The 21,122-nt window shown below is 50.8% G+C and carries 12 protein-coding genes and 10 tRNA genes; 3 read left to right on the top strand and 19 right to left on the bottom strand.

Going from position 1 to position 21,122, the window contains the following annotated elements; genetic code table 11:
- Nucleotides 1-3: 3 nt before the first annotated feature.
- Both RB297_RS26645 and RB297_RS26650 read right to left on the bottom strand, forming a co-directional pair.
- The gene (locus tag RB297_RS26645; protein WP_375121830.1) at nt 4-3,393 is read right to left on the bottom strand and encodes a tubulin-like doman-containing protein; all 3,390 of its coding nucleotides are present in this window, start codon (nt 3,391-3,393) and stop codon (nt 4-6) included.
- Nucleotides 3,394-3,478: 85 nt separating this feature from the next.
- Nucleotides 3,479-5,266, bottom strand: a complete 1,788-nt coding sequence (locus RB297_RS26650; protein ID WP_375121831.1) for a vWA domain-containing protein — start codon at nt 5,264-5,266, stop codon at nt 3,479-3,481.
- Between the two features lie 314 nt (nt 5,267-5,580).
- Here RB297_RS26650 and RB297_RS26655 point away from each other — a divergent pair, with 314 nt between their 5' ends.
- From RB297_RS26655 to RB297_RS26665, 3 genes are read left to right on the top strand one after another with little or no spacing between them, the layout of a single operon-like run.
- The gene (locus RB297_RS26655; RefSeq protein ID WP_009589533.1) at nt 5,581-5,733 is read left to right on the top strand and encodes a hypothetical protein; all 153 of its coding nucleotides are present in this window, start codon (nt 5,581-5,583) and stop codon (nt 5,731-5,733) included.
- Nucleotides 5,726-6,661 carry a hypothetical protein gene (locus tag RB297_RS26660; protein ID WP_096776855.1) on the top strand — a complete coding sequence of 312 codons (936 nt, stop codon included), beginning with the start codon at nt 5,726-5,728 and terminating at the stop codon, nt 6,659-6,661. The genes RB297_RS26655 and RB297_RS26660 overlap by 8 nt, the downstream gene beginning before the upstream one ends.
- A 15-nt stretch (nt 6,662-6,676) precedes the next feature.
- Nucleotides 6,677-8,593 (top strand): hypothetical protein, encoded by a 1,917-nt coding sequence (locus RB297_RS26665; protein ID WP_375121832.1) that lies wholly within the window; start codon nt 6,677-6,679, stop codon nt 8,591-8,593.
- Nucleotides 8,594-8,762: 169 nt separating this feature from the next.
- On the opposite strand, the gene glmS is transcribed toward RB297_RS26665, so the two are convergent.
- The 17 genes from glmS to RB297_RS26750 all read right to left on the bottom strand — a co-directional run bounded on the left by glmS (nt 8,763) and on the right by RB297_RS26750 (nt 21,119).
- Nucleotides 8,763-10,595 (bottom strand): glutamine--fructose-6-phosphate transaminase (isomerizing), encoded by a 1,833-nt coding sequence (glmS, locus tag RB297_RS26670; RefSeq protein WP_009589530.1) that lies wholly within the window; start codon nt 10,593-10,595, stop codon nt 8,763-8,765.
- A gap of 735 nt (nt 10,596-11,330) precedes the next feature.
- The gene (gene glmM, locus RB297_RS26675; protein ID WP_375121833.1) at nt 11,331-12,671 is read right to left on the bottom strand and encodes a phosphoglucosamine mutase; all 1,341 of its coding nucleotides are present in this window, start codon (nt 12,669-12,671) and stop codon (nt 11,331-11,333) included.
- 32 nt (nt 12,672-12,703) lie between these two features.
- Nucleotides 12,704-14,188, bottom strand: coding sequence for a CdaR family protein (locus RB297_RS26680; RefSeq protein ID WP_096776853.1), 1,485 nt, complete (start codon nt 14,186-14,188; stop codon nt 12,704-12,706).
- Complete coding sequence (cdaA, locus tag RB297_RS26685; RefSeq protein ID WP_015737608.1) at nt 14,181-15,014, bottom strand: diadenylate cyclase CdaA; 834 nt, start codon at nt 15,012-15,014, stop codon at nt 14,181-14,183. The genes RB297_RS26680 and cdaA overlap by 8 nt, the downstream gene beginning before the upstream one ends.
- A gap of 313 nt (nt 15,015-15,327) precedes the next feature.
- Nucleotides 15,328-15,942, bottom strand: a complete 615-nt coding sequence (locus RB297_RS26690; protein ID WP_009589556.1) for a zf-HC2 domain-containing protein — start codon at nt 15,940-15,942, stop codon at nt 15,328-15,330.
- Between the two features lie 220 nt (nt 15,943-16,162).
- Nucleotides 16,163-16,732 (bottom strand): RNA polymerase sigma factor SigW, encoded by a 570-nt coding sequence (sigW, locus tag RB297_RS26695; RefSeq protein ID WP_009589526.1) that lies wholly within the window; start codon nt 16,730-16,732, stop codon nt 16,163-16,165.
- A 242-nt stretch (nt 16,733-16,974) separates the two neighbouring features.
- Nucleotides 16,975-19,761 (bottom strand): phosphoenolpyruvate carboxylase, encoded by a 2,787-nt coding sequence (gene ppc / locus RB297_RS26700; protein WP_015737611.1) that lies wholly within the window; start codon nt 19,759-19,761, stop codon nt 16,975-16,977.
- Nucleotides 19,762-20,037: 276 nt separating this feature from the next.
- A tRNA-Gly gene (locus tag RB297_RS26705) sits at nt 20,038-20,111 on the bottom strand.
- Nucleotides 20,112-20,188: 77 nt separating this feature from the next.
- Nucleotides 20,189-20,262 (bottom strand) — tRNA-Pro (locus RB297_RS26710).
- A gap of 21 nt (nt 20,263-20,283) precedes the next feature.
- Nucleotides 20,284-20,360: transfer RNA gene (locus RB297_RS26715), tRNA-Arg, on the bottom strand.
- Between the two features lie 3 nt (nt 20,361-20,363).
- Nucleotides 20,364-20,438 (bottom strand) — tRNA-Gly (locus RB297_RS26720).
- A 5-nt stretch (nt 20,439-20,443) separates the two neighbouring features.
- Nucleotides 20,444-20,527 (bottom strand) — tRNA-Leu (locus RB297_RS26725).
- A 14-nt stretch (nt 20,528-20,541) separates the two neighbouring features.
- Nucleotides 20,542-20,617, bottom strand: a tRNA-Lys gene (locus RB297_RS26730).
- Nucleotides 20,618-20,683: 66 nt separating this feature from the next.
- Nucleotides 20,684-20,758, bottom strand: a tRNA-Gln gene (locus tag RB297_RS26735).
- A gap of 53 nt (nt 20,759-20,811) precedes the next feature.
- A tRNA-Val gene (locus RB297_RS26740) sits at nt 20,812-20,887 on the bottom strand.
- Nucleotides 20,888-20,931: 44 nt separating this feature from the next.
- Nucleotides 20,932-21,006, bottom strand: a tRNA-Glu gene (locus RB297_RS26745).
- 37 nt (nt 21,007-21,043) lie between these two features.
- Nucleotides 21,044-21,119: transfer RNA gene (locus RB297_RS26750), tRNA-Thr, on the bottom strand.
- Between the last annotated feature and the right edge of the window lie 3 nt (nt 21,120-21,122).

Genomic DNA, 21,122 nt, shown 5'->3' on the forward strand with positions numbered 1-21,122 from the left:
CGTCTATTTCAACCTTCTTCGGATGTCATTTAATTTCGAAGATACCTGTCTGTAGAACTGGTACCGCTCTTCGCCGTCCGCAAGCTCCACCTTCTCGTATTCCAGCCGGTCGCGCGTTTCCAGGAACCGTTCGGCCAATTCTTCCAGCTTCGTGAGCAGCGGCGTAATATCCTCGGAAGCGGTCAGCTCCTGATCGCGGCGGGAGGATTTGCGAAGCAGCGTGCTGCGGCTTTTCTCATCAAGCTGACGGAAGTGCTTGTAGACTTCATACTCCACGTCGTTCACGCTTTTCAGCAGGTTGGCAAACGGCTCCCAGGAATCTTCCTCCGGATCGCGATCATAAACGAAGAGCGCACCCTTCTTGGTGATCGTCCCGGTGTACAACGCCTCGATGAATTGATCAAGCCATTTCTCTTCATTCTGATTGTCGCTGATCAAGAGCTCGAATTCCGTGATTTTGGCCGCGATGGCAGCATATTTCTTCAGCTCTTCCCGGACGATGCGGATCATTTCCGGAGAACGGATCAAATTCTCCTTGGCCATTTCCTCGTTGATGCTGTTGAAAATATCCTTGGAGCCTACCCGCTCCAGCCCCTCGTTCATCAATCGCTTCAGTTCGGTCCAGGCCCGCTTGACCTCGCCAAGGTTAGGCTTGGGACTATCGAGCTGCAGATCATAAGCGCGAAGCAGCTCATTCAGGTCAAACGGCTTCGTAAACACGACCGCATAACGGCTGCTCGTATTCTGGTCAACGTCCTTCTGGATAACGACCTTATACTCAATCGCTTGGCTGAATTCGGACCGAACCCGGGCATTGTACTCCTGAACCCGCGGGTTGACGTAGGTATCCCCCCAAGATTTTTCGGGAATCGGCGACGGCAGGTACGTCCAATTGTTGCGGTCCGTCTGCACCAAGTGGCGTCCAACGCCTTCCTTGTCCATGATCGTGCGTTCGTAGCTCTCCTCATAAACCTTCAGCGGCGTGTAGACGAACAGCGGCACGCCGTTCTTCGTATTCAGCCAGAAGATCCGGTTCTTCACTTCGCTTTCCTTCACGGTGAAATGGGATTTCCCGACCGAATTGTTCTGATAATTGCGAATCCCCTTCAGAATGCTCGGTGCCTGTACCGGCACGGACACGAAGCCCCAGGAAGGGAAGTACAGATTGCCTGCGCTGTTGCTCAGATGGAAGACCGGCACGGCTTCGTCATCCAGCTTGCTGGCGATACTGCGCTCAACGAATTTTTCGATGGAATCCTCCTGACCGAATTTCATGACCAGGAAATCCTCCATCGAACGGGTGATCAGATCGCCGAATTTATCGGTAAGAAACTCCGAAATGGAACGGACGACATCGATTTCCTGCTCCCGGGTCCAACGATTGGCATGACTCAGCAGCTCCTGGGCGAAATCGCGGATAAGATCGTCCACATCCTTCTGATCCATGATTTTGTTGATAACATCGGAAATGTCGGGTACGCTCACCAGGTTCCAGTAATACGTCTTGTTCCCTTTATGATCCTGCTGTTCTTCCCCGTTCACGAGAATGTCGCCGTTCTTGGCGAAAATCGAATTCAGCGCATTCAGAATCTCCGTATATACGCTATAAATCCGGTTATTCTCCTGGTTCAGCAGATCGTATAAATCCTCGTAAAATTCAATCATCTGCTCGGTGCGTTCCACATCGGCTTCCAGCCAATATTCGTTGATTTTGGCTTCGATATAAATGTTTTTCTTCTTGTCCTTCGAGACAAAAGCGCTCTTTGCATCGCCCAGACGATCGATCGCCTGTTCTCTGGCCGACTCGATGTCCCGCGGTATGCGGGTCAGATTCTCCCGCAGCGCTTCGATGTAGGACAGCAGCATCTTCAGCAGGCTAAAGCCCTTCTCCGTATAGATCAACCGCGATACGTAAAACGGTCCTTGCTGCGGATGCAGGAACATCCGGCGGATTTGATCGCTGAACTGAGCCACGATCTCGCCCGGCAGCTGCTTCTTCGCTTTGATGTATTCCTCGCGGGCTCTAGCCAGAAAATTCTGTTCCAGCTCCGTGTCCATATTAATGACCTGGTTCTTCACCACGTTCGCGTAGCTGAGCCGCTCGCTGTTCTGGTATCCGGGCAGCGGCTCCGGTACGCGGGATTCGAAGTTCTTGGTCATCGAGTCCAGGTCGATGCCCAGCTTGCTCGCAAATTTCTCGACGTCCTCCTGGCTCGGCGCTTTCTCGAACATGGTTTGCATTTTGCCGAAGACGCGGTATGCCAGATACGTCGTCATCTCTTCGATCGGCAGTACGGCCGAAGATGCGCCGATGATGTTGTAGTCGTAATTGGCAGGATACGCCTTGTTCATCTGCGCAATATTGGTGCGGATGTTGCTGATATAGTCATGGATCGCAAATTCTTCGCCGGACTGTTTTTCCTCGCTGGCCATGAAGTTCGTGATGTTCTCCGCGGTAACGTTCATGCAGTAATCGTAGGCATTCTCCAGCAGCTTGCCTTCCGTATTCGTAGCGGATATCAGATGACATAGATTAAATGGAGGCAGCGGAGAGTTCACGTTCAGAATGTTGCCGTACTGCTGCTTGAACCGTTCGCCTCTGGCATCCACGTTCATCCAGTAGTCCAGCTCTTTGAGCGCGGCATAACCGTTCTTCTTGATGTACTCGCGCGTGTGCTCGCTCAAGCTTTTGTTCGCCAGATTGATATCCGGCGTAAACAGATAGCCGAGCGTGTTCACGCGGTCGATGCCGGCAGAGCCGTGATCGCGTTCGATAATGCCGCGGACGATATAGGCGATGTCCAAGAAGCAGCCGCTGCCCGTACCGCCGGAGAGCCCCGTCAGCAGGAAGACCATCAGCTTTTTGTTCGTGCCGACCGACAGCGTTTTGATCTTCTTGTCGATCGCCTGCACCACTTGGGTAATCTTCGTGAACAGGAGCAAGCGGCCCGCCTGGCGTACGCCTGCGGCCCCGTTCATGCCGTCGGTAATGCTCAGCTCGGGTGACAGCCAATCCGTAATGTAAGGCTCCAGGATGCTGCGGTTCTGGAGAAGGCCTCCGATCTCGGCATTGGAGAGAAGCACGAATTCATTGATCGGATCCAGTCCGATCCCCTTGTAGCGCTTATTCTTATCCTGTTCGTTGGTCTCAAAAGCCAGAAACTCCACGTTATCCGGCTTGTCCATTCTTTTCTTGGACAACGGATCCTCCGGCAGCTTGAAACGGCGGTTAATCTGATATTTCAAGCGCAGCAGCGCATCGATCCCCGTCCCTCCAAGTCCAATGATGAGGATCGGATTGTCGATGGTATCCACCCGTATTTTCTCGCTGACAATGCCGCCTCCGAGTGAAACGTCAAGCTGTTGTATATGTTCTCTAACTACCGGTTTCATAACTTCCCCTCCTGATAGGTCATGGCATTAAAAGGTTTGTTCAAAAAGTCCGCTTTCGATAAATTGACCTTTTTGAACTCGCACTTTAAGCCAAATATTCGAATAATATCGTTTTGTCCGCCTGCTGAAGCGAAACTCTCAGCCGGTCTCCGTTCTTCAGCTCCGTCCCGTTCGTTGCATCCAGAGCCCGTCCGGACTTCTCGATGACGGCTGAAGAAAGGTTCTTAAGTATGAGGCGGTCGTTCTTGCCCGGCATGAACAGGATTTTCTCCGTTTCCTTGAGCTCCGGAGCAAGCTGCAGAAGCTGATGCAGATTGAACTTCCCTTTGAAGGAAGTCAGCTTCTTGTATTGCGGGGACGTCTTCTCCCCGGTATTCTCATCCCTGATCTCAATCACGATTTGGCCGACAAAGCCCCTGTTCGCTTTCTTTATCGCGCCGAGAATGAAATAAGCTGCCGCTCCAACAATGAGCAGCGCCGCGATGCCAATGATTACGGGCCATAATGGAAAAGGTTTCCCATCCTCGCCCGCGGTCATCTCCTTCCCGCCATTGCCGGAGCCGGAGGCTGCCGCTTTCGCGCTAATCTTCACAGGCGGGCTTTCACGGTAGAAGCTCTGCTCCTCCGCACGCACCCTCAGCTCGTAGTCATGCTTCTGCGGAATCTTGTAATCCCCTACAAAGCTGCCTTCTTTGTTCTCTAGTTCGACTTCCGACTCGTCCCCGGTGTTCAGGTCCTTGATCAACAGCTTGGCCGTCATATTGCCGTACTGTTCTTGGTCCTGCAGCTTCTGTCCATTGCTGACGAGGTACGCGTTAATGTCAATCGTATCCCCTTCCTTTACCTTGGAAGACGGCGGAGGATCCATAGCCAGCTCCAGATCGTAGTTGAACACGAGGTTGATGTCGATTTTGTCCTTCGATACGCCCTTCACCTGCAGCTTCCAGTCGCCTTGCTGCGGCTTCAGCAGCTTGAGCAGCGAATAGGAATTGGACGTGGAGCGCAGCACACTAGCCGATGGAATGCTCTGCTCGGCACCGGCGGGATCTACCAGCTTCACGTCCACCGGGCTAGAGGACATAATGGAAATATTTGCTTCCAACACGTTGGCATTCGGCACGCGGACCGTAACCTCCTGATAGCTTCCGTTGCCGGTAATCGACTGTACCGGAACGATCTTGAGCTGCTGGTGGCTGGCAAAAATCTCGCTTAATATTTGCGGAAGGTCATCCGCCGAACTGGTCGTAAAGGATTTGCCCCCCGTTTGGTTGGCCAGTTCAGCCAGCGTTTCTTTGTTCAGCTTCCCGTCGGCATTGAGTCCGATCGTATAAATCGGAATACCGCTTCCCTTGGCCTCCTTGACGGCTTGGTTCAACTGCTCTGACGCTTCCTTGCTCGTCCTGCCCGTATTCGGATCCAAATCATTGTTACCGTCGGCCAAAACAACGATCATCGGCGCATGTGCCGGGTCCATCCCCTGCTTCAGCACCTTCACGGCTTCATCGAGACCGACGGACATATCGGTGTACGGTCCGCGATCCAGCTGATCGATAAATTCCTTCAGCGCGGTTTTGTCCGCCTCCGACTGAATTTCAAGCAAGGCTTTCTCCCGCTGAATCCGGTCGGTATAGGAAACGATGCCGACCTTGTCGCCGGTTGTCGCCAGCATGTCGATGAACATCTTCATCGCTTCGCCGCTAATCCGCTCCGGATCGCTATTTTTCATCGAATTGCTGGCGTCCATCACCAGTACGGCATCGATGTTGGAGCCTTGGGAGGCAGCCGCTGCCTTAGGCAAGGCTCCTCCGCTCCAGGTCATGATCAGCAGCACCGCTGCCATCAGAGAGAGCAGCCATTTATTTTTACGTTGCATAGATTTACTCCTTCATCCATTTAGTCGAGCATCGGCGGATGTCTCGGTTCGTTCGTCAGAGACTAGTCTAACTGTAGGCAAAAAGTCTTAAAATCACATGAAAGGAAGCTTAAAATAATAATCGCAAATATCCATATTCCTACTGTGTTTATATAGAAAATACCACGCCAGTCACTAAAATATCCCAGCACTATGTCCATATGATATAATTATACCTGCCAAAGTTCAACATCATCAGTCGCGCCACCCGGACTTAGGACACAAGGCTCACCCTCTATTTTTGAACCAATTTCGATACCGAAAGGAACCGACATATGATTACATACGGATGTCTCGGGATTTTGTTTCTTTTTGTCATCATCAAGATCACGGCCTATTCCAAGCGTAAGAAGAACGCCCCGACGCCGGAGCAGCTGCAACAGACTCTGCTTGAAGCGGCCAACTCCAAGAGGGAACAGCATGGATAAGAAAAAGCCGGTGCAACTTCGCCCCTATGCTAAAACGAGATATGTCTACCAAAAGTTAAGGATTTGCAAACATTGCCACAATTTCACGATTCTTTGGGAGGACAGCTGCGCTTACTGCAAACGCCAGTCCCTGGTCCCCGTTATGGAATTTGCAGGGAGCATGGCCAAACGTTCCATGCAGAGCGACCGTCTTCTTTTCTACATTATAGGACTCTCTGCCGTGCTTCTCGGTCAGACCTTCTTGCAGATCGCTATCGCCTTTGCCTGCATGCTGATCCTGCTTGTATGGTTATGGCTGATCCAGCGGCGAATGCTGCATACCGAGACCCTGCACGCTCTGGACAAGCTTATAAGAAGTCATCGAGAACAGATTCTGGATGGCCTCGATCTGAACAAAGCGACGGCCTCCGCCGCCATCAAGGAAGATGCTCAGCTGGGCTTTGAGATCGTCAGGGAAATTGCTTCCTTGGTTCGGAGTGACCGGATCCGCCTGCAGCAGATCGTCCTTCTGCAAAGCTTCAGCCTCCGGAAGGATATGGATCTTGAACTCGAGCCCCTGCTTCTGGACGAGTTTGATCCGGACCTGGCCGCCTATATCGGGGAAATCGCCAAAATTAAACGCGAGCTGATCAACAGCAAAGCCATTCGGTACCTGCTCGATCATGAAGCTGACATTCTACGGATGGAGCATGGCAGGCAGATTATGATCGACGCTGCCGGAGCAGCGGTACGGAAGAAAAAATATATCGATACGTTTCCTGATTTCATTAGCCGCTATGCGGATGGATTGCCAAGGTACCGCTTCCTCCGCTTGTATCAGATCGTGCGCCGCAATCCCGGCTTGTCGTGGAACGGCCTTCGGGATCGGGTATCGGCGATTTATAATGAACATTACCGCTCGGACCCTGATTTTCAAAAATGGGATTAGAGGGGCTATACCGTTATGACGATGAAAAACACGCTAACCCTGCGAAATTTGTATCTTTTTTTATGTATCGTCCTTCTGCTGCTGATCGGGTATAAGGGAATTCACATCTATCAAAAAATCGAGGCGATGGCGCAAGCCGAGTCGTTGTATGCCCAGGAAAGGCTCGTTCAGGCAGAAGAGTGGTATCAGAAGGCCCGGAATAACCGTTCCCTTCTATATAAAGAAGATCTGCTTGCTTCAAGGCTGCAAGAGCTTGCGCCCATTACGTCCATGAAGGAAAGTCTCTCCTCTCTTGATCACCGATTGAGCCAGGTCGGGGAGGCCGGGGATTTCTCCGGCTTCATGAACGTATATGCCGAATTGCTTGAGGCGGAGAAGAAGTTCTCGGAACAACAGGGCTCCCTCGCCTCGTATTACGACGAAATTGCGGCGTTCTATGGCATACCCGATGATGTGAAACGGACATTCCTGCAATTCATCGATTTGTTTACGCGCAGGGCCGACGAGCTGCTTGAAGAGCAGCAGTACGAGGATAACAGCTTTAAATGGAATCTGCTTCGCATTCCGGATTCCTTCTACGGCAGCGAGAAACAGAAGGATGAGAAGCTGCTCCGCCTGTTCCAGCGGTACGACGAGATGGTTTTGACCCGCCTGGGAGGGGCCGGGCAGTATGCCGACCTGTTGAATTGGTCGCAATCCATGGGTTCCGAGTATGCCAGCCGGTCGATATCGGCTGCCTGGTTGAATCGAAAGGCCGATGAACTTGTGTATGCCATGCTGCAAAGGGATGTGCAGCGGGAACAACCGGCCGTTTTTGCAGCTCACGCCTCAGTCTACAGAAAGTACCTGGAACGGAACGAGCGGAAGAACGCGGAGATCATGGCGTATATTCAGAATGAGATCAACCGCTGGGTCGCAGCGGCCGATAGGATGGTACAAAGCCAGAACTACGAGGAAGCGATCGCACTCTATGCGGCCTTGTCGGGGTACCAGGATATGAGCGGTAAACGGCAAGCTGCCGAATTGGCCTGGACGATCCACGATCCGATTCGTTTGTTCCACATGGCCGGTCTGAAAGGCAGCTTCAGCTACGTCAGCGGAGGCGGCAATCGTTTCGGAGGATTGGCCTATGCCATAGGGGTCGACGAGGGGAACATCATCTACTTAGCGGTCTTGAATGCCGATGGATCGGTGCAATTATTCCAAAACCACGATTACCCCTCCGATGTCGCGATCCATGAGGTTTCAGTCGAGGAATCGCTTAGCACCGAGAAGAAGCCGGTCATCCTTGTGGAGGGCTCTGCGGGGACTGACTTGGTATTCTATTCAGCCTACGAAACCAGAGATTCTAATCTGACGCCGCTGTTCCAATTTACGGCCGAAGGCTACCAGGTGCTGCCGGACAAATCTTTGCTGGTCACGAATCTGGAAGGAGTCAGTCCGGACGAGATCGCCATTTTTGAGCGTCAAGGAGACCAATACGGATTCACTGGGTATCAGGTTCAATATACCGACATCGATATCGCTAATATCGAGGGTTATCCGAATGAGAAAGTACGCTTCTCTGTCCATATCCCGCAAGGCGGCTATGGCGAAGTCATTGCCGAACGTAATGGATACTATATCGTCTTAAGGGGAGACTTGGATTTCCCTGCGGGGAGCCCGACGCTAATCGGAACGTTCAATGGCGAGTATCAGCAGCTGGAGATCCCGGTAAGCAGTCAACCACCTGCGTCTCCGGACCCTGCCGAGCCGGAGACCGGACAAGTTGACGGAGATCGTCTGGATGAAACTGAGAATCCAAGCGATCCCGTCACTTCCGAGGAGATCAATCCGGATGATGTTCAACTAGACCATAGCGAAAGCAGTGAAAGCGCCGCATCCGGTCAGATCACGAAGGTGCCTGTCATTCATGTGGAATCGATCGAGTAAGTTATTGAATCTTTAATCACTTTAATATCTTGAATCCTTCTGAACATGACAAAAGGCTTCGCCCCTAATCACCAGGGGCGAAGCCTTTTCATTAATAAATTCAAGCGATATGAATCCTAAATTTCATAAACAGAACAACTAGAGCAGATCTTAATTGCCCGCTCCTGCCTTACTCCACCGTCACGCTCTTCGCTAGGTTGCGCGGCTTATCCACGTCGTTGCCACGGGCAAGCGATGCGTAGTAGGCAAGCAACTGCAGCGGTACGACAGACAAGGCTGCCGTCAAGATCGGCAAGGTCTTCGGAATGGCGAAGGCTTGATCCACGGATTTCAGCAGGCCGGCCACATGCTCTTCATGCGTAATGGCCATCACTTCCGCGCCGCGGGCCTTCACTTCCTTGATATTGCTCACCGTTTTTTCAAGTACGGTTTCTTGGGTTGCCAAGGCAATGACCGGAATTCCCTCTTCAATCAGGGCAAGCGTACCGTGCTTCAGTTCGCCGGCAGCATAAGCCTCGGAGTGAATGTAAGAGATCTCCTTCAGCTTGAGGGAGCCTTCCTGAGCTACGGCGTAGTCTTGGCCGCGGCCGATGAAGAACAGGTTCTCATGCTCAGCAATCTGCTCGGCATATCCCTTGATCGATTCCGCGTTGGTCAGCATGGACTCTACCTGTTCAGGCAGTGCTTCCATCGCTGCAATCACTTCAGCAACAGCGTCTTCTGTCATCGTACCGCGCACTTGAGCCAGGTACAGACCAAACAGATAGAACGCAATCAACTGCGAGGTGTAAGCCTTCGTGGAGGCTACGGCAATCTCCGGACCAGCCAGGGTGCCAAGCACATCGTTGGCTTCTCGGGCAATCGAGCTGCCCACAACGTTCGTGATGGCCAGAACATGAGCGCCATGGCTTTGCGCTTCACGAAGCGCAGCCAAGGTATCCGCCGTCTCGCCGGATTGGCTCACTACGATGACAAGGGTCTCCGGCGTGACGATCGGCGAGCGGTAACGGTACTCGGACGCCACGTCATTTTCGACCGGAATGCGTACCATCTCTTCGATCACGCTGCGTCCCACCAGCCCGGCATGGTAAGCCGTACCGCAGGCGACGATCTGAACATTGCGAATGTTCTTGATCTGTTCCTGTGTCAGCTTCAGCTCAGGCAGAACGACTTTACGTCCGCTCTCATCCACACGGCCCAGCATCGTATCCCGGTATGCTTTTGGCTGTTCGTGGATCTCCTTCAGCATGAAGTGATCGAATCCGCCTTTTTCCGCTGTAACGGCATCCCAGTCGACACGAATCATTTCCCGAGAAATAAAGTTCCCCTCAATGGTCATTAATTCGACAGCATCTGCCGTCAGCAGGGCCATCTCTCCATCGTTGAGAATATAAACGTTACGCGTATATTTCAAAATAGCCGGAATATCAGAACCGATGAAGTTCTCCCCTTCGCCAAGACCGATAATAAGCGGGCTTGCTTGACGCACAGCCACCAATCGATCCGGCTCATACTCGGTCAATACGCCCAGGGCAAATGCGCCTCTCATGTAAGAGATCGCCTTCTGCACAGCCTTAACGATATCTCCGTCATATTCTCGCGCAATGAGATGGGAAATAACTTCCGTATCGGTCTCCGAAGCAAACTGGTGTCCTTGGCTGATCAGCTCTTCCTTCAGCTCCAGATAGTTCTCAACGATCCCGTTATGAACAACGGAAAACTTCTGGCTTTCGTCCGTATGCGGATGCGAATTCACGTCCGATGGACGGCCATGGGTTGCCCAGCGGGTATGACCGATACCTGCGGTCCCTACCAGTGGTGCAGACTCCAGTCGCTCCTCCAGATTGGCAAGACGTCCTTGTGCCTTCGCAACGCGCAGGCCTTCATTCGTAAAGACGGCAATCCCTGCTGAATCGTATCCACGATACTCAAGCTTTCTCAATCCCTCGATCAACACCGCTTGCGTTTTCTGATTTCCAATATATCCGACAATACCACACATATTATGATTCCTCCGTTCGATTTCCCAATAATAGTTAGGCGGAAATAGAACACGGCAGCATCTGTGCGGCATCAGGAAAGAAGAATGATCTATTCAATTATCAACGTTCAAGAAACTCAGCAATTCGTTAGGCTGTTTAGTTGAACAGACATGAATGCACTCTTCTTCCACCGCGCTGTCGCATTCTAGATCGCACATTCATGTTTTGTATATAAGTGATGAATAAGCATCTGCGAATACGTTGTAAGAACGGTCGCCCATCCCTTTTCCGTTATCCGCTTACGGTTGATGCATAACCGAGAGGTCCCCGCCGAATAATCCGAACACCTCTACCTCGTCAACTTGCGTTCTGCCGTTTGGTTATCCTTAGCATGGCTATAACCAATCCCCGCGCAGGTACAAGCTCTGGCGCTTATGAAGCTTGAAGTAACCTCACGATCCTCGCTTTCTATTCTTGAATGACATCCTTTATTATATTCATGCCCTATCGCTTTGGCAACTCGGCTGGTTCCTGACAATGCCAAGCCCTACCTTGGATTAACCCCATGAATGACACCGAATGGCCTATTTTCGCAAGCGATGCCGAACAAGCACCTCTTTGCAGGCAGGACAGGGGGTGTTGCGCTTTCATTAAACCGGCATTCTGGAAAACAGCGGGCCAGTGAACCGAAACTTCATAGTTCACTGGCCCTGACAGAAATTAGTCTGCTTTCCTTGAAAAATACACCCTTAGTCTTACGCCAATTCCCGCTTCACCACGTCTGCAATCTGTGTTACATAACGGTCAAGCTCATCTTTGTCCGGGCCTTCCGCCATGACGCGAATGAGGGATTCCGTTCCCGATGGGCGCACCAGGACACGACCGTTATCACCCAGAATGCTTTCAACCTCAGCAATCGCAGACTCGATAACGGTATTGCCTTGGTACTTGCTCTTATCGCCAACGCGGACATTAACGAGTACTTGCGGATACTTGCGCATGCTGCTCTTCAGCTCATGCAGCGGCTTGCCGGAGGCTACCAGCGTATCCACCAATTGAATCCCGGTCAGAATGCCGTCTCCTGTGGTGTTGTGGTCCAGAAAAATGACATGTCCCGATTGCTCGCCGCCCAGGTTGTATCCGCCGCGGCGCATTTCTTCCATGACGTAGCGGTCGCCGACTGCCGTTTTTGCCGTCTTCAGCTTCAGGCTGTCGCATGCTTTATAGAAACCGATGTTGCTCATCACGGTCGAAACGATCGTACCTTCCTTCAGCTTGCCGGCACGGTTCATGGCATCCCCGCAAATGCACAGGATGAAATCGCCGTCCACTTCCTCGCCTTTAGCATCGATGGCAATCAGGCGATCCGCATCTCCGTCAAAAGCCAGTCCGAGGTCAGCGCCATGCAGTTTTACGGCCTCGATAAGTTTCTCCGGGTGAGTCGATCCGCAGTGATCATTGATATTCAGGCCATTCGGCTCAGCGCCGATGGTGATCACATCCGCACCCAATTCACGGAACAGCTTCGGAGCGAGCTCATACGCAGCCCCGTTTGCACAGTCCAGCACGATTTTCAGGCCGTCGAACCGGTTGCTGATCGTCGTTTTCAAATATTCCAGGTATTTATACTTAGATTCGTTATCTACCAGCAATTCACCTAAATCAGCCCCGATCGGTCGCGGCAGATTGTCGGTTTCCGCATCCATCAGCTCTTCAATCTTGAGCTCGGTTTCATCGGACAGCTTGAAGCCGTCGCCACCGAAGAACTTGATGCCGTTATCCTGCACCGGGTTATGCGAAGCCGAGATCATAACGCCCGCATCAGCCTTCAAAAGTCTTGTAATATAAGCCACCGCCGGCGTACTTACGACGCCAAGGCGAATGACGTGTGCGCCAATGGACAGCAGGCCTGCAACCAGGGCCGACTCCAGCATAGCGCCGGATACCCGGGTATCCATCCCGATGATAACGGTTGGCTTCTCTTTATCGCCCGTAAGCACATAGCCGCCGCAGCGGCCGATGCTGTAAGCCATTTCCGCCGTCAATTCTTGATTCGCAACCCCTCTTACTCCATCTGTACCAAAATATTTCCCCATGTTTTATATACTCCTTTATCTACTCTTCGATATTATCCATCATTCGATGTTTCTGTACCCGTTGTTCCATCGCTTGATCCGTCTCCCGGCGGATGTGATGGGTTTTCTCCTGACCCGGAGTTATCCGTGCCCTCATTCGCGGGAGGCGTCTCCGGATCCTCCCCTTGATCATTGCCCGTCCCTGTTCCAGTTCCGGTGCCCGTTCCCGTCCCCGGTACATCAGGCTTGTCTTTGTCGGTTCCCTCGTTGTTCGAAGTACCCGGGTTCGTTGTCACGGGTTTCGAATTATCCTTGAGCTCTATCTTTATCACAGGGCGATCCTGATCCGTGCGGTTGATGAAATTAGGCAGCGTAATCTGCAGCGGAATTTCATGGACGCCGGCTTTCAAGCCGGTCGCGTTCGCTTCAGCTCCAATATCCGTCGGCTCCAGACTATTAAGCAAGTCAGGCGCACCGGTGAGCGTCAACGAGATCGTCTTCGTCTTTGGATCCGTAATGACGGCATCCAGGCCGGAGGCGACACCTTTTAACGTGATCGGAATGCCGGTAATCTCCCGTTCTCCATGCGATACAGCCGTAACTTCAACCGTTACAGAGCTCGGCTCGATTTTCTCAAAACCTTCAGGCGGCGTCAAGTCGGCCGTAAGCACTGTTGTTCCCGAATTTCTAACTTCTCCCAGATTGATGGCGGCTTCGATATAGGTCTCAGCTCCTGCCAGTACCTCTTTGCTGCCGAACAGCTTCACTTCTTTGACCTTCTGTTCTACCTTGGATAAGACAAACCCTTCCGGCAGCCTTCCGGTATATTGAAGCTCCAGCGGCAGGGTGACAAATGCAGGCTCAATCGGTACTTCAGCCGCTACCGTAGCAGGCTCAATGACCGCATCCTCCATTTCGGCGCCTTCTTTATCATATGCTGTTAGCTTGACTCGTTTCTCCGTAATCTTCTCTTTGGCTCCATCAAGCTCCACGTTACCTTTGACCTGCCCTAAATTTGCCATCGACGATTCCGGCAGGGTAACCGTGACTTGCCTTGGGTCAATCAGCACGGGCGTTCCGGCCCGGTAATCTTTAGCAGGCTCGCCCTTCGTGCCAATACTTACCGTCACGGATTTCGACACTCTCGGCTCTACGGTCACCGTAACAACGGATGGTTCCATCGATACCATCTCCACGCCGCTTGGGATGGAGTAGGTCAGGGGAAGTGTGTGCGTTCCCGGTTCTTTGACGTTGCTCAGATCGAGCTTTACTTTATATTCGTCGGTCAAAAGCGAAATATTGGATTTCTTCCCCCGCACCTCGAGATTCACGCGATCTTGATCAATGCCGGTTAGCACATATTCGCCGTCATCAAATCCATAGGTTTGAATCTTAACGCCTTCAATGATCTTGGTATCATAAAAGGTCGTGGGCGGTGCGGGCGTGCCGCTGTCCATATGAACCATTGCCCATAACAGAATGCTGACAGCGAGTGCAATGAGTTTGCTTGCCGTGTTGTTCTTGATCCATTTATCCATTGCTGCCGTCCCCCTTCCGTTTCCAGAAGAACGTGCGTTTCTCCTTGATGGACGCGGCAGGTCTGAGCTCCTCATACAATTTCGATATCAGAGACTCTTCCTTAATATCCCGAACCACTTGTCCATTTAAGGCCAGCGATACTTGCCCAGTCTCCTCGGATACGACAACCGAAATCGCATCCCCCACTTCACTGATTCCGATAGCGGCACGGTGCCGCGTCCCCAGTTCCTTACTGATGAAAGGATTCTCCGATAGCGGTAAATAACAGCCAGCGGCCGCGATTTGGCCGTTCTGAATAATGACGGCTCCGTCATGGAGAGGCGTATTCGGTATAAAAATGTTGATGAACAATTCCGAGCTGATCACCGATCCCATCGGAATTCCCGATTCTACGTATTCATTCAGGCCTGTCGTCCGCTCAAACACGATCAGCGCCCCGATTTTGCGCCGCGACAAATAATTAACCGCCTTAATGGTTTCGCTGATTAACTTATTCGTTTCCTCGTCAATATCCGCGGTCCGCCCGAAGAGCTTGCCTCGGCCGAGCTGCTCCAGACCGCGTCTGAGCTCAGGCTGGAAGATAATAAAGATCGCCAGCACCCCAAAGGTAAAGATCTGGTTCATCAGCCACTTGAGCGTATACAGATCAAACCAGGTGCTCAGCGCCCAGATGACCACCAGCACCAAAATTCCTTTGAGCAGCTGGACCGCCCGCGTGCCGCGGACGAGCAGAATCATCTGGTATATTATATAAGTAACGATAAGGATATCGATGATATCTTTAATGGATTCACCCCAGGTCATATCTGTGAAATACTCCACCATACAGCAACCCCCGTCATTTCCTTTAAGTGCGGGCCCAAAAAATCCGGTTCCTTCGAAGATGAACGCCCTGGTTTGAAACCGAGCCTGCTTTCCATCATCCTTCTAATCACGCGGAGATTCTTGAACATCCTCTTTAATAACGCATGAGACTATATATGTAGTATGTACTCTACACTCTCTAGGTTATAACGTTAATCTTTCCGATGCAAGCGGACTCCCTCCGCTTTCCATGCAAATCCGCATAAAATCAACAAAAGAAGCGCCGTCTTTTCACTGAAAAGAGGCGCCTTTGCTTCGTAATTGCGGTTTTCACCTAGCGGTAAGCGGCATCTGTAAACAGAGTGGAGATCTTATACCATATCCAATCCATGGCTCTATCTATATCCTTCACTTGACCCGCTATATGCGCGGTGGAAGCCTGAAATAATTCTCCGTCGATAACGGTCACATTGCCATTAACCTGACCGTAAACCTTAGTCTTTCCGTTCTCGACCGTAATATCTCCCGTGATGATCTGATCCGGTGGAATAATGACCGTATCCCCTTCAATCACCAGCTTTTCGAATTCATCGCTCTTTACAACCAGCTGAGTGTCCTGACTCCAGAAACTGATCGTGCTAAAGAGCATGACGACCAAAAACAAAGCTGCAGCCGTGAGCGCAGGATGATTCTTAACCCATTTGACCCAAGCTTTTTGTTTCTTGGGCTGCGGCAGCATGCCCATTATACGTTCCGTTAAATCATCGGATGGCTTGGTCGCATGATGAGTTAAGGAAAAAAGAAGCATATCGGTATGCTCCAGCTTCTCGAAGTAATTCCGACAGTCAGCACAATCCAGCAAATGCTTCTGCAATTCTAGCTGCTGCGGGTCGGACAAGTCATTATCCAGATAATCATGCATCAAAGAGACGGCTAATTTGCAATCCATTTGTGAGCCAATCCTTTCATTCAATCTCTTTGCTGGGTCTATCCCCCTAGGGGCATAAGACTTGCTTATTGTTCATACGTGCCGGAATCGGGGATGTTTCAACTTTTTTAAAAGAAAATCAGAAAAAATTACGGGCACTGACTCTCTGATTTCCGCAAGAAAAAAAGCGCCCTTAAACGCGGTCTCTCTTCCTCAAAGAACGGCGATAGGCGTTTTTTCCTCACAATTTGTACTCTAATTTTTTCCGCAAAAATTCGCGTCCACGATGTACACGCGTTTTGATCGTTGTTACAGGCAGGTCCAAAATCTCGCTGATCTCTTGCAGGGATAAATCCTGGATGTACCTTAAAATCATAATGGTCTTGTACTTAGCAGGAAGTCCGTCAATGGCCTGATGGATAATGCGCTGCGTTTCCGATAGCAGCATCTCGCTCTCAGGCGTACGGTTATCGCTTGGGATCAGGGAGTAGCCGTCCATCCCTTCGCTTTCGTTCAGGTCGGCGTCCAACGAGAAAGAAGGCTTGCGCTTGCGCAGCCGATCAATGCTAAGATTCGTGCCAATTCGGTATATCCAAGTTGAGAACTTCTGGTTCTCGTCATATCGGTCAAGGTTCTTGTAAACACGCAAAAAAGTCTCTTGTACGACATCCTCGGCCTCATGGCGGTTGCTCAGCATCCGGTAAGCCAAATGAAAAATCTTGTCTTTATAAAGCTCTACGATTTCGGCAAATGCCCTTTGGTCCCCTTTTCGGGCCAGCTTTGCCAGTCTTACATCCAAATTGTCCACCATAATTCCCCCAGAATGGTCTGATGGGTAACGTCTAAAAACGCATCATTCAAATCGTAATTCAACTGTTTCTAAAAATCAACAATAATTCAAAAAGAATCCCATTCGTGTATCAAAGACAATTCACCTGCAACCGATACATTAATCATTAGGACGCAAGCTGCGCACAGATGAAAAAAACGAGGTCCCTCTAGGGAACCTCGCCTTATACTATCCCTTTCAAACAGCTTTAGCTTCTGCAGGGATCAGCCTGTATTGCGAAGCCCGGCGGCAATGCCGTTGATGGTCAGCAGTACTTCCCGAAGCAGATCCGGATCATCCTGCTCCTGCTCCCTTAGTTCACGCAGCTCGTTAAGCAGTTGAACCTGCAGATAGCTGAGCGGATCCACGTAAGGGTTGCGAAGTCTTATCGACTCCTGCAGAACCGGCTGGTTATCCAGAATATCCTGTTGTCCTGTAATCTTGAGAACCAGCTCTTTCGTCAATTTGAATTCTTCCTGAATCAGACCGAAGATGCGCTCGCGTGCTTGATCATCCTTCGTCATCAAGGAATACTCCTTGGCGATGATCAGATCTGCCTTGGCAAGTGCCATCTGAAGGGTATCGATCAGGGACGTAAAGAACGGATAGCTCGTGTACATCTGTTGAAGCACCTTCATGTTCTCTTCCTTGCCTTGGTAGAAGCTCTGTAAGCCCGTACCAGCCGCGTACCATGCCGGAAGCAGGTAACGGCTCTGCGTCCATGCAAACACCCAAGGAATGGCTCTCAGGTCCTCGAAACGGTCGCTGTTCTTGCGCTTGGAAGGCCGGGAACCAATATTCAGCTCGCCCACCTCAGGAAGCGGCGTGGATTCCTTGAAGAAGGTAAGGAAATCCGGATCGCGGAATATCAGATCCTGATATTTTTTCTGAGAAACGGCCGAAATGCTGGAGGAAATCACTTCCCACTCTTTTTCGGTCGATTCTTTTTCAGGATAACGGGCATTCAGGGAAGCCGTAATTAATGCTGAGGTCGCCTGATCCAAGCTACGGTAGGCAATGCCCTTCAAGGAGTAACGGGAAGAAATAACCTCGCCCTGCTCCGTAATTTTGATGCCGCCTGCAATGGTCGATGCCGGCTGAGCCAAAATGCTGCGGTTCAGAGGCATACCGCCGCGTCCGAGCGATCCGCCGCGTCCATGGAAGTATTTTACCTTGATGCCGAATTCATTGGCTACGGCCGTAATCTCTTTGAGTGCTACCTGGAGTTCCCAGTTCGCCGTAATGGCTCCGCCGTCCTTGTTGCTGTCAGAGTAGCCCAGCATGATCTCCTGCAGTTCGTTCATGGCGCTCACCGCTTCACGGTAGATCGGCAGGCTGAAGAGCTTGCGCATGATATCCGGGGCGGCATGAAGATCGTCAATCGTCTCGAATAATGGCGCAGCCTGCAGCGTAGCGATTACGGAACCGTCGTTATCCTTCCGGAACAGCCCGACTTCTTTGGCAAATACCATCACTTCCAGAATGTCGCTTGCGCCCTCGGCCATACTGATCAAATAACTGGAGATGCATTTCACGCCGAATTCCTGCTGCGCACGGAAAACGGTACGGTATACTTCGAGGCATTCCTCGGTGCTGTCGCTATACTCCTGATAAGGCGTAGTCAACGGACGCGGATCGTTAAGCAAGTTATTGAGCAGTTCGATCTTCTCGTCTTCGCTCAATTGGGCGTAGTCCTGCGTCACGTTCATTTTCCGCAGAATTTCGGCCATGGCATTCTCATGCTCTTGGCTATGCTGTCTGATATCCAGCGTTGCGGTATGGAAACCAAACAACTCCGCCTGGCGAATCAGCTTTTGAATATAGGTGTCTGCAACATAGTCAGCAAAATGGAAACGCAGGCTTCGATCAATGATTTTCAAATCCTCGATGAATTCCTCAGGGGTCTGATAACGCTCGCCGCCCGTCATGTTCTCATCCAGAATGTGACTCATTTTAGCCAGCATATATACCAGTTTTACACGATAAGGCTCTTTCTCATTGTGCCAAATTTCCATCTTCTTCAGTGTTACATGCTCGCGGTCTTTTTCAATGGATTGAAGCAATTCATCCGAAACGTTAACGATTGACGAGCTGAAGCTCAGGTATTTCATGAATTCACGCAAAATCCGTTGGTATTCACGAATCGCCAGCTTCCGCTGCATTTCAAGCGTTCTCCACGTTACGTCCGCCGTCACTGAAGGATTTCCGTCCCGATCGCCACCGATCCACGAACCGAAACGCAAATAGGTTGGAACGTGCCAATGGTGACCCGGATAATATTTAGTTAGGCAGCGCTCCAGTTCTTGATAAACCTCTGGCAGAATGTGAAACAGGGTTTCGTGAAAATAATACATACCGTTTCTGACTTCATCCAGAACAGTAGGTTTACGGTCACGAAGCTCATCGGTTTGCCATAGCGTAATCACTTCATTCAGTAGTTTCTCCCGAAGCTGCTCCCGTTCGCGGAATGTCAGTGTCGGATTGTCCAGCTGCATCACATCGTCCGCTATCCGTTTATGGATATCCAGAATAGCCCGACGCATCGCTTCTGTTGGATGAGCGGTCATCACCAGCTCAAGGGATAGACTTTCGAGAATTTCTTGAACTTCTTCAAACGTAATATTGCGCTCTTTCAAATCCTGGACTGCACTTTCTATGGAACCTGGTTGAACACTTTCCCCGGCGGAACGCTCGTAATCGCGTTTACGCCGTATGCGATGATTCTGTTCGGCGATGTTAACCAATTGAAAGTAAATGGCAAACGCGCGAATCACCTGATGGCGAATGTCGGGTTCCAGCGTGCTGATGATCCTTTTGAAATCTGCAAACAATTCTGGCAAGAATACGGATCGCAACGATTTACTCGTTTCGCGAATTTTCTCAACTATATCTAAAAGCTCATTGCCTCCTTGATGGACAAGAACTTCTCCAAGAATATTGCCAAGGAACCGTACATCTCGCCGCAGCAGATTGTTGGAATTGCTTTTTGCGGTTACTGTAAGTTCAGTCATGCTACTCCTCCCATCTCAACCCGTTTCAGCAGTTTATCTATAGGACGTAACGCCTTCCTAACATCATACAATAAAAGCGAATGAAAATCTGCATTTTTCAGGCGAAAAAATTAGCCAAATCGACAAAACTCATGGTCATGTTATACCCATAGCCCACGGACATTAGTCCTATAAACCGTTGATACGACGAGCATTCTTTATTGCATTAACACTTCGCAGGATAGTCGTATGAATATGTAAAAAAAACATCACACACGGTGATGTCCTGCTTATGTATGGAGCGGGTGATGGGAATCGAACCCACGCTACCAGCTTGGAAGGCTGGAGTTCTACCATTGAACTACACCCGCATATCAACCCACAAAAGTGACGTTATGCTTCAAAGCATATTCCGGTTACTTTTGCCGGGTCTCAATTGTTAAGCAAATCGGGATGACACGATTTGAACATGCGACCCCCTGGTCCCAAACCAGGTGCTCTACCAAGCTGAGCTACATCCCGATATTAATCTTTTTTGAAAAATGGCACGCCCTGAGAGATTCGAACTCCCGACCTTTTGATTCGTAGTCAAACGCTCTATCCAGCTGAGCTAAGGGCGCAAATGGAGCGGACGACGGGAATCGAACCCGCGACCCTCGCCTTGGCAAGGCGATGCTCTACCGCTGAGCCACGTCCGCATTAATGGTGCGCGTGGAGGGACTTGAACCCCCACGTCAAAGACGCTAGATCCTAAGTCTAGTGCGTCTGCCAATTCCGCCACACGCGCACAAGATGAAACAATGGTGAGCCATGAAGGACTCGAACCTTCGACACCCTGATTAAAAGTCAGGTGCTCTACCAACTGAGCTAATGGCTCGCATTTCAGGCCACCGAAAATACTCGGAATCACCTTCAAAGCGTAACTTTACTATTTGGAGTAAAGTGGCTGGGGATATAGGATTCGAACCTATGCATGACGGAGTCAAAGTCCGTTGCCTTACCGCTTGGCTAATCCCCAAAATCGTTGAGTTACTTCTATCTTGCCGATTCTCGTTAGAATCATGCATGAAATGGTGGAGGCTGAGGGGATCGAACCCCCGACCCTCTGCTTGTAAGGCAGATGCTCTCCCAGCTGAGCTAAGCCTCCGTATAAACTCATGGGGTTCTCATCCCCCTGATGCAATAAAATAGTGGTGACCCGTAGGGGATTCGAACCCCTGTTACCTCCGTGAAAGGGAGGTGTCTTAACCCCTTGACCAACGGGCCACATTTTCATGATGCATGTCCAAACCAAAAACGAATCTGGAGCTTCCAACCGGGATCGAACCGGTGACCTCATCCTTACCATGGATGCACTCTACCTACTGAGCTATGGAAGCAAG

The organism is Paenibacillus sp. CR_12 (assembly GCF_041953985.1).
In the GTDB taxonomy this organism is placed as follows: domain Bacteria; phylum Bacillota; class Bacilli; order Paenibacillales; family Paenibacillaceae; genus Paenibacillus_AQ; species Paenibacillus_AQ lautus_A.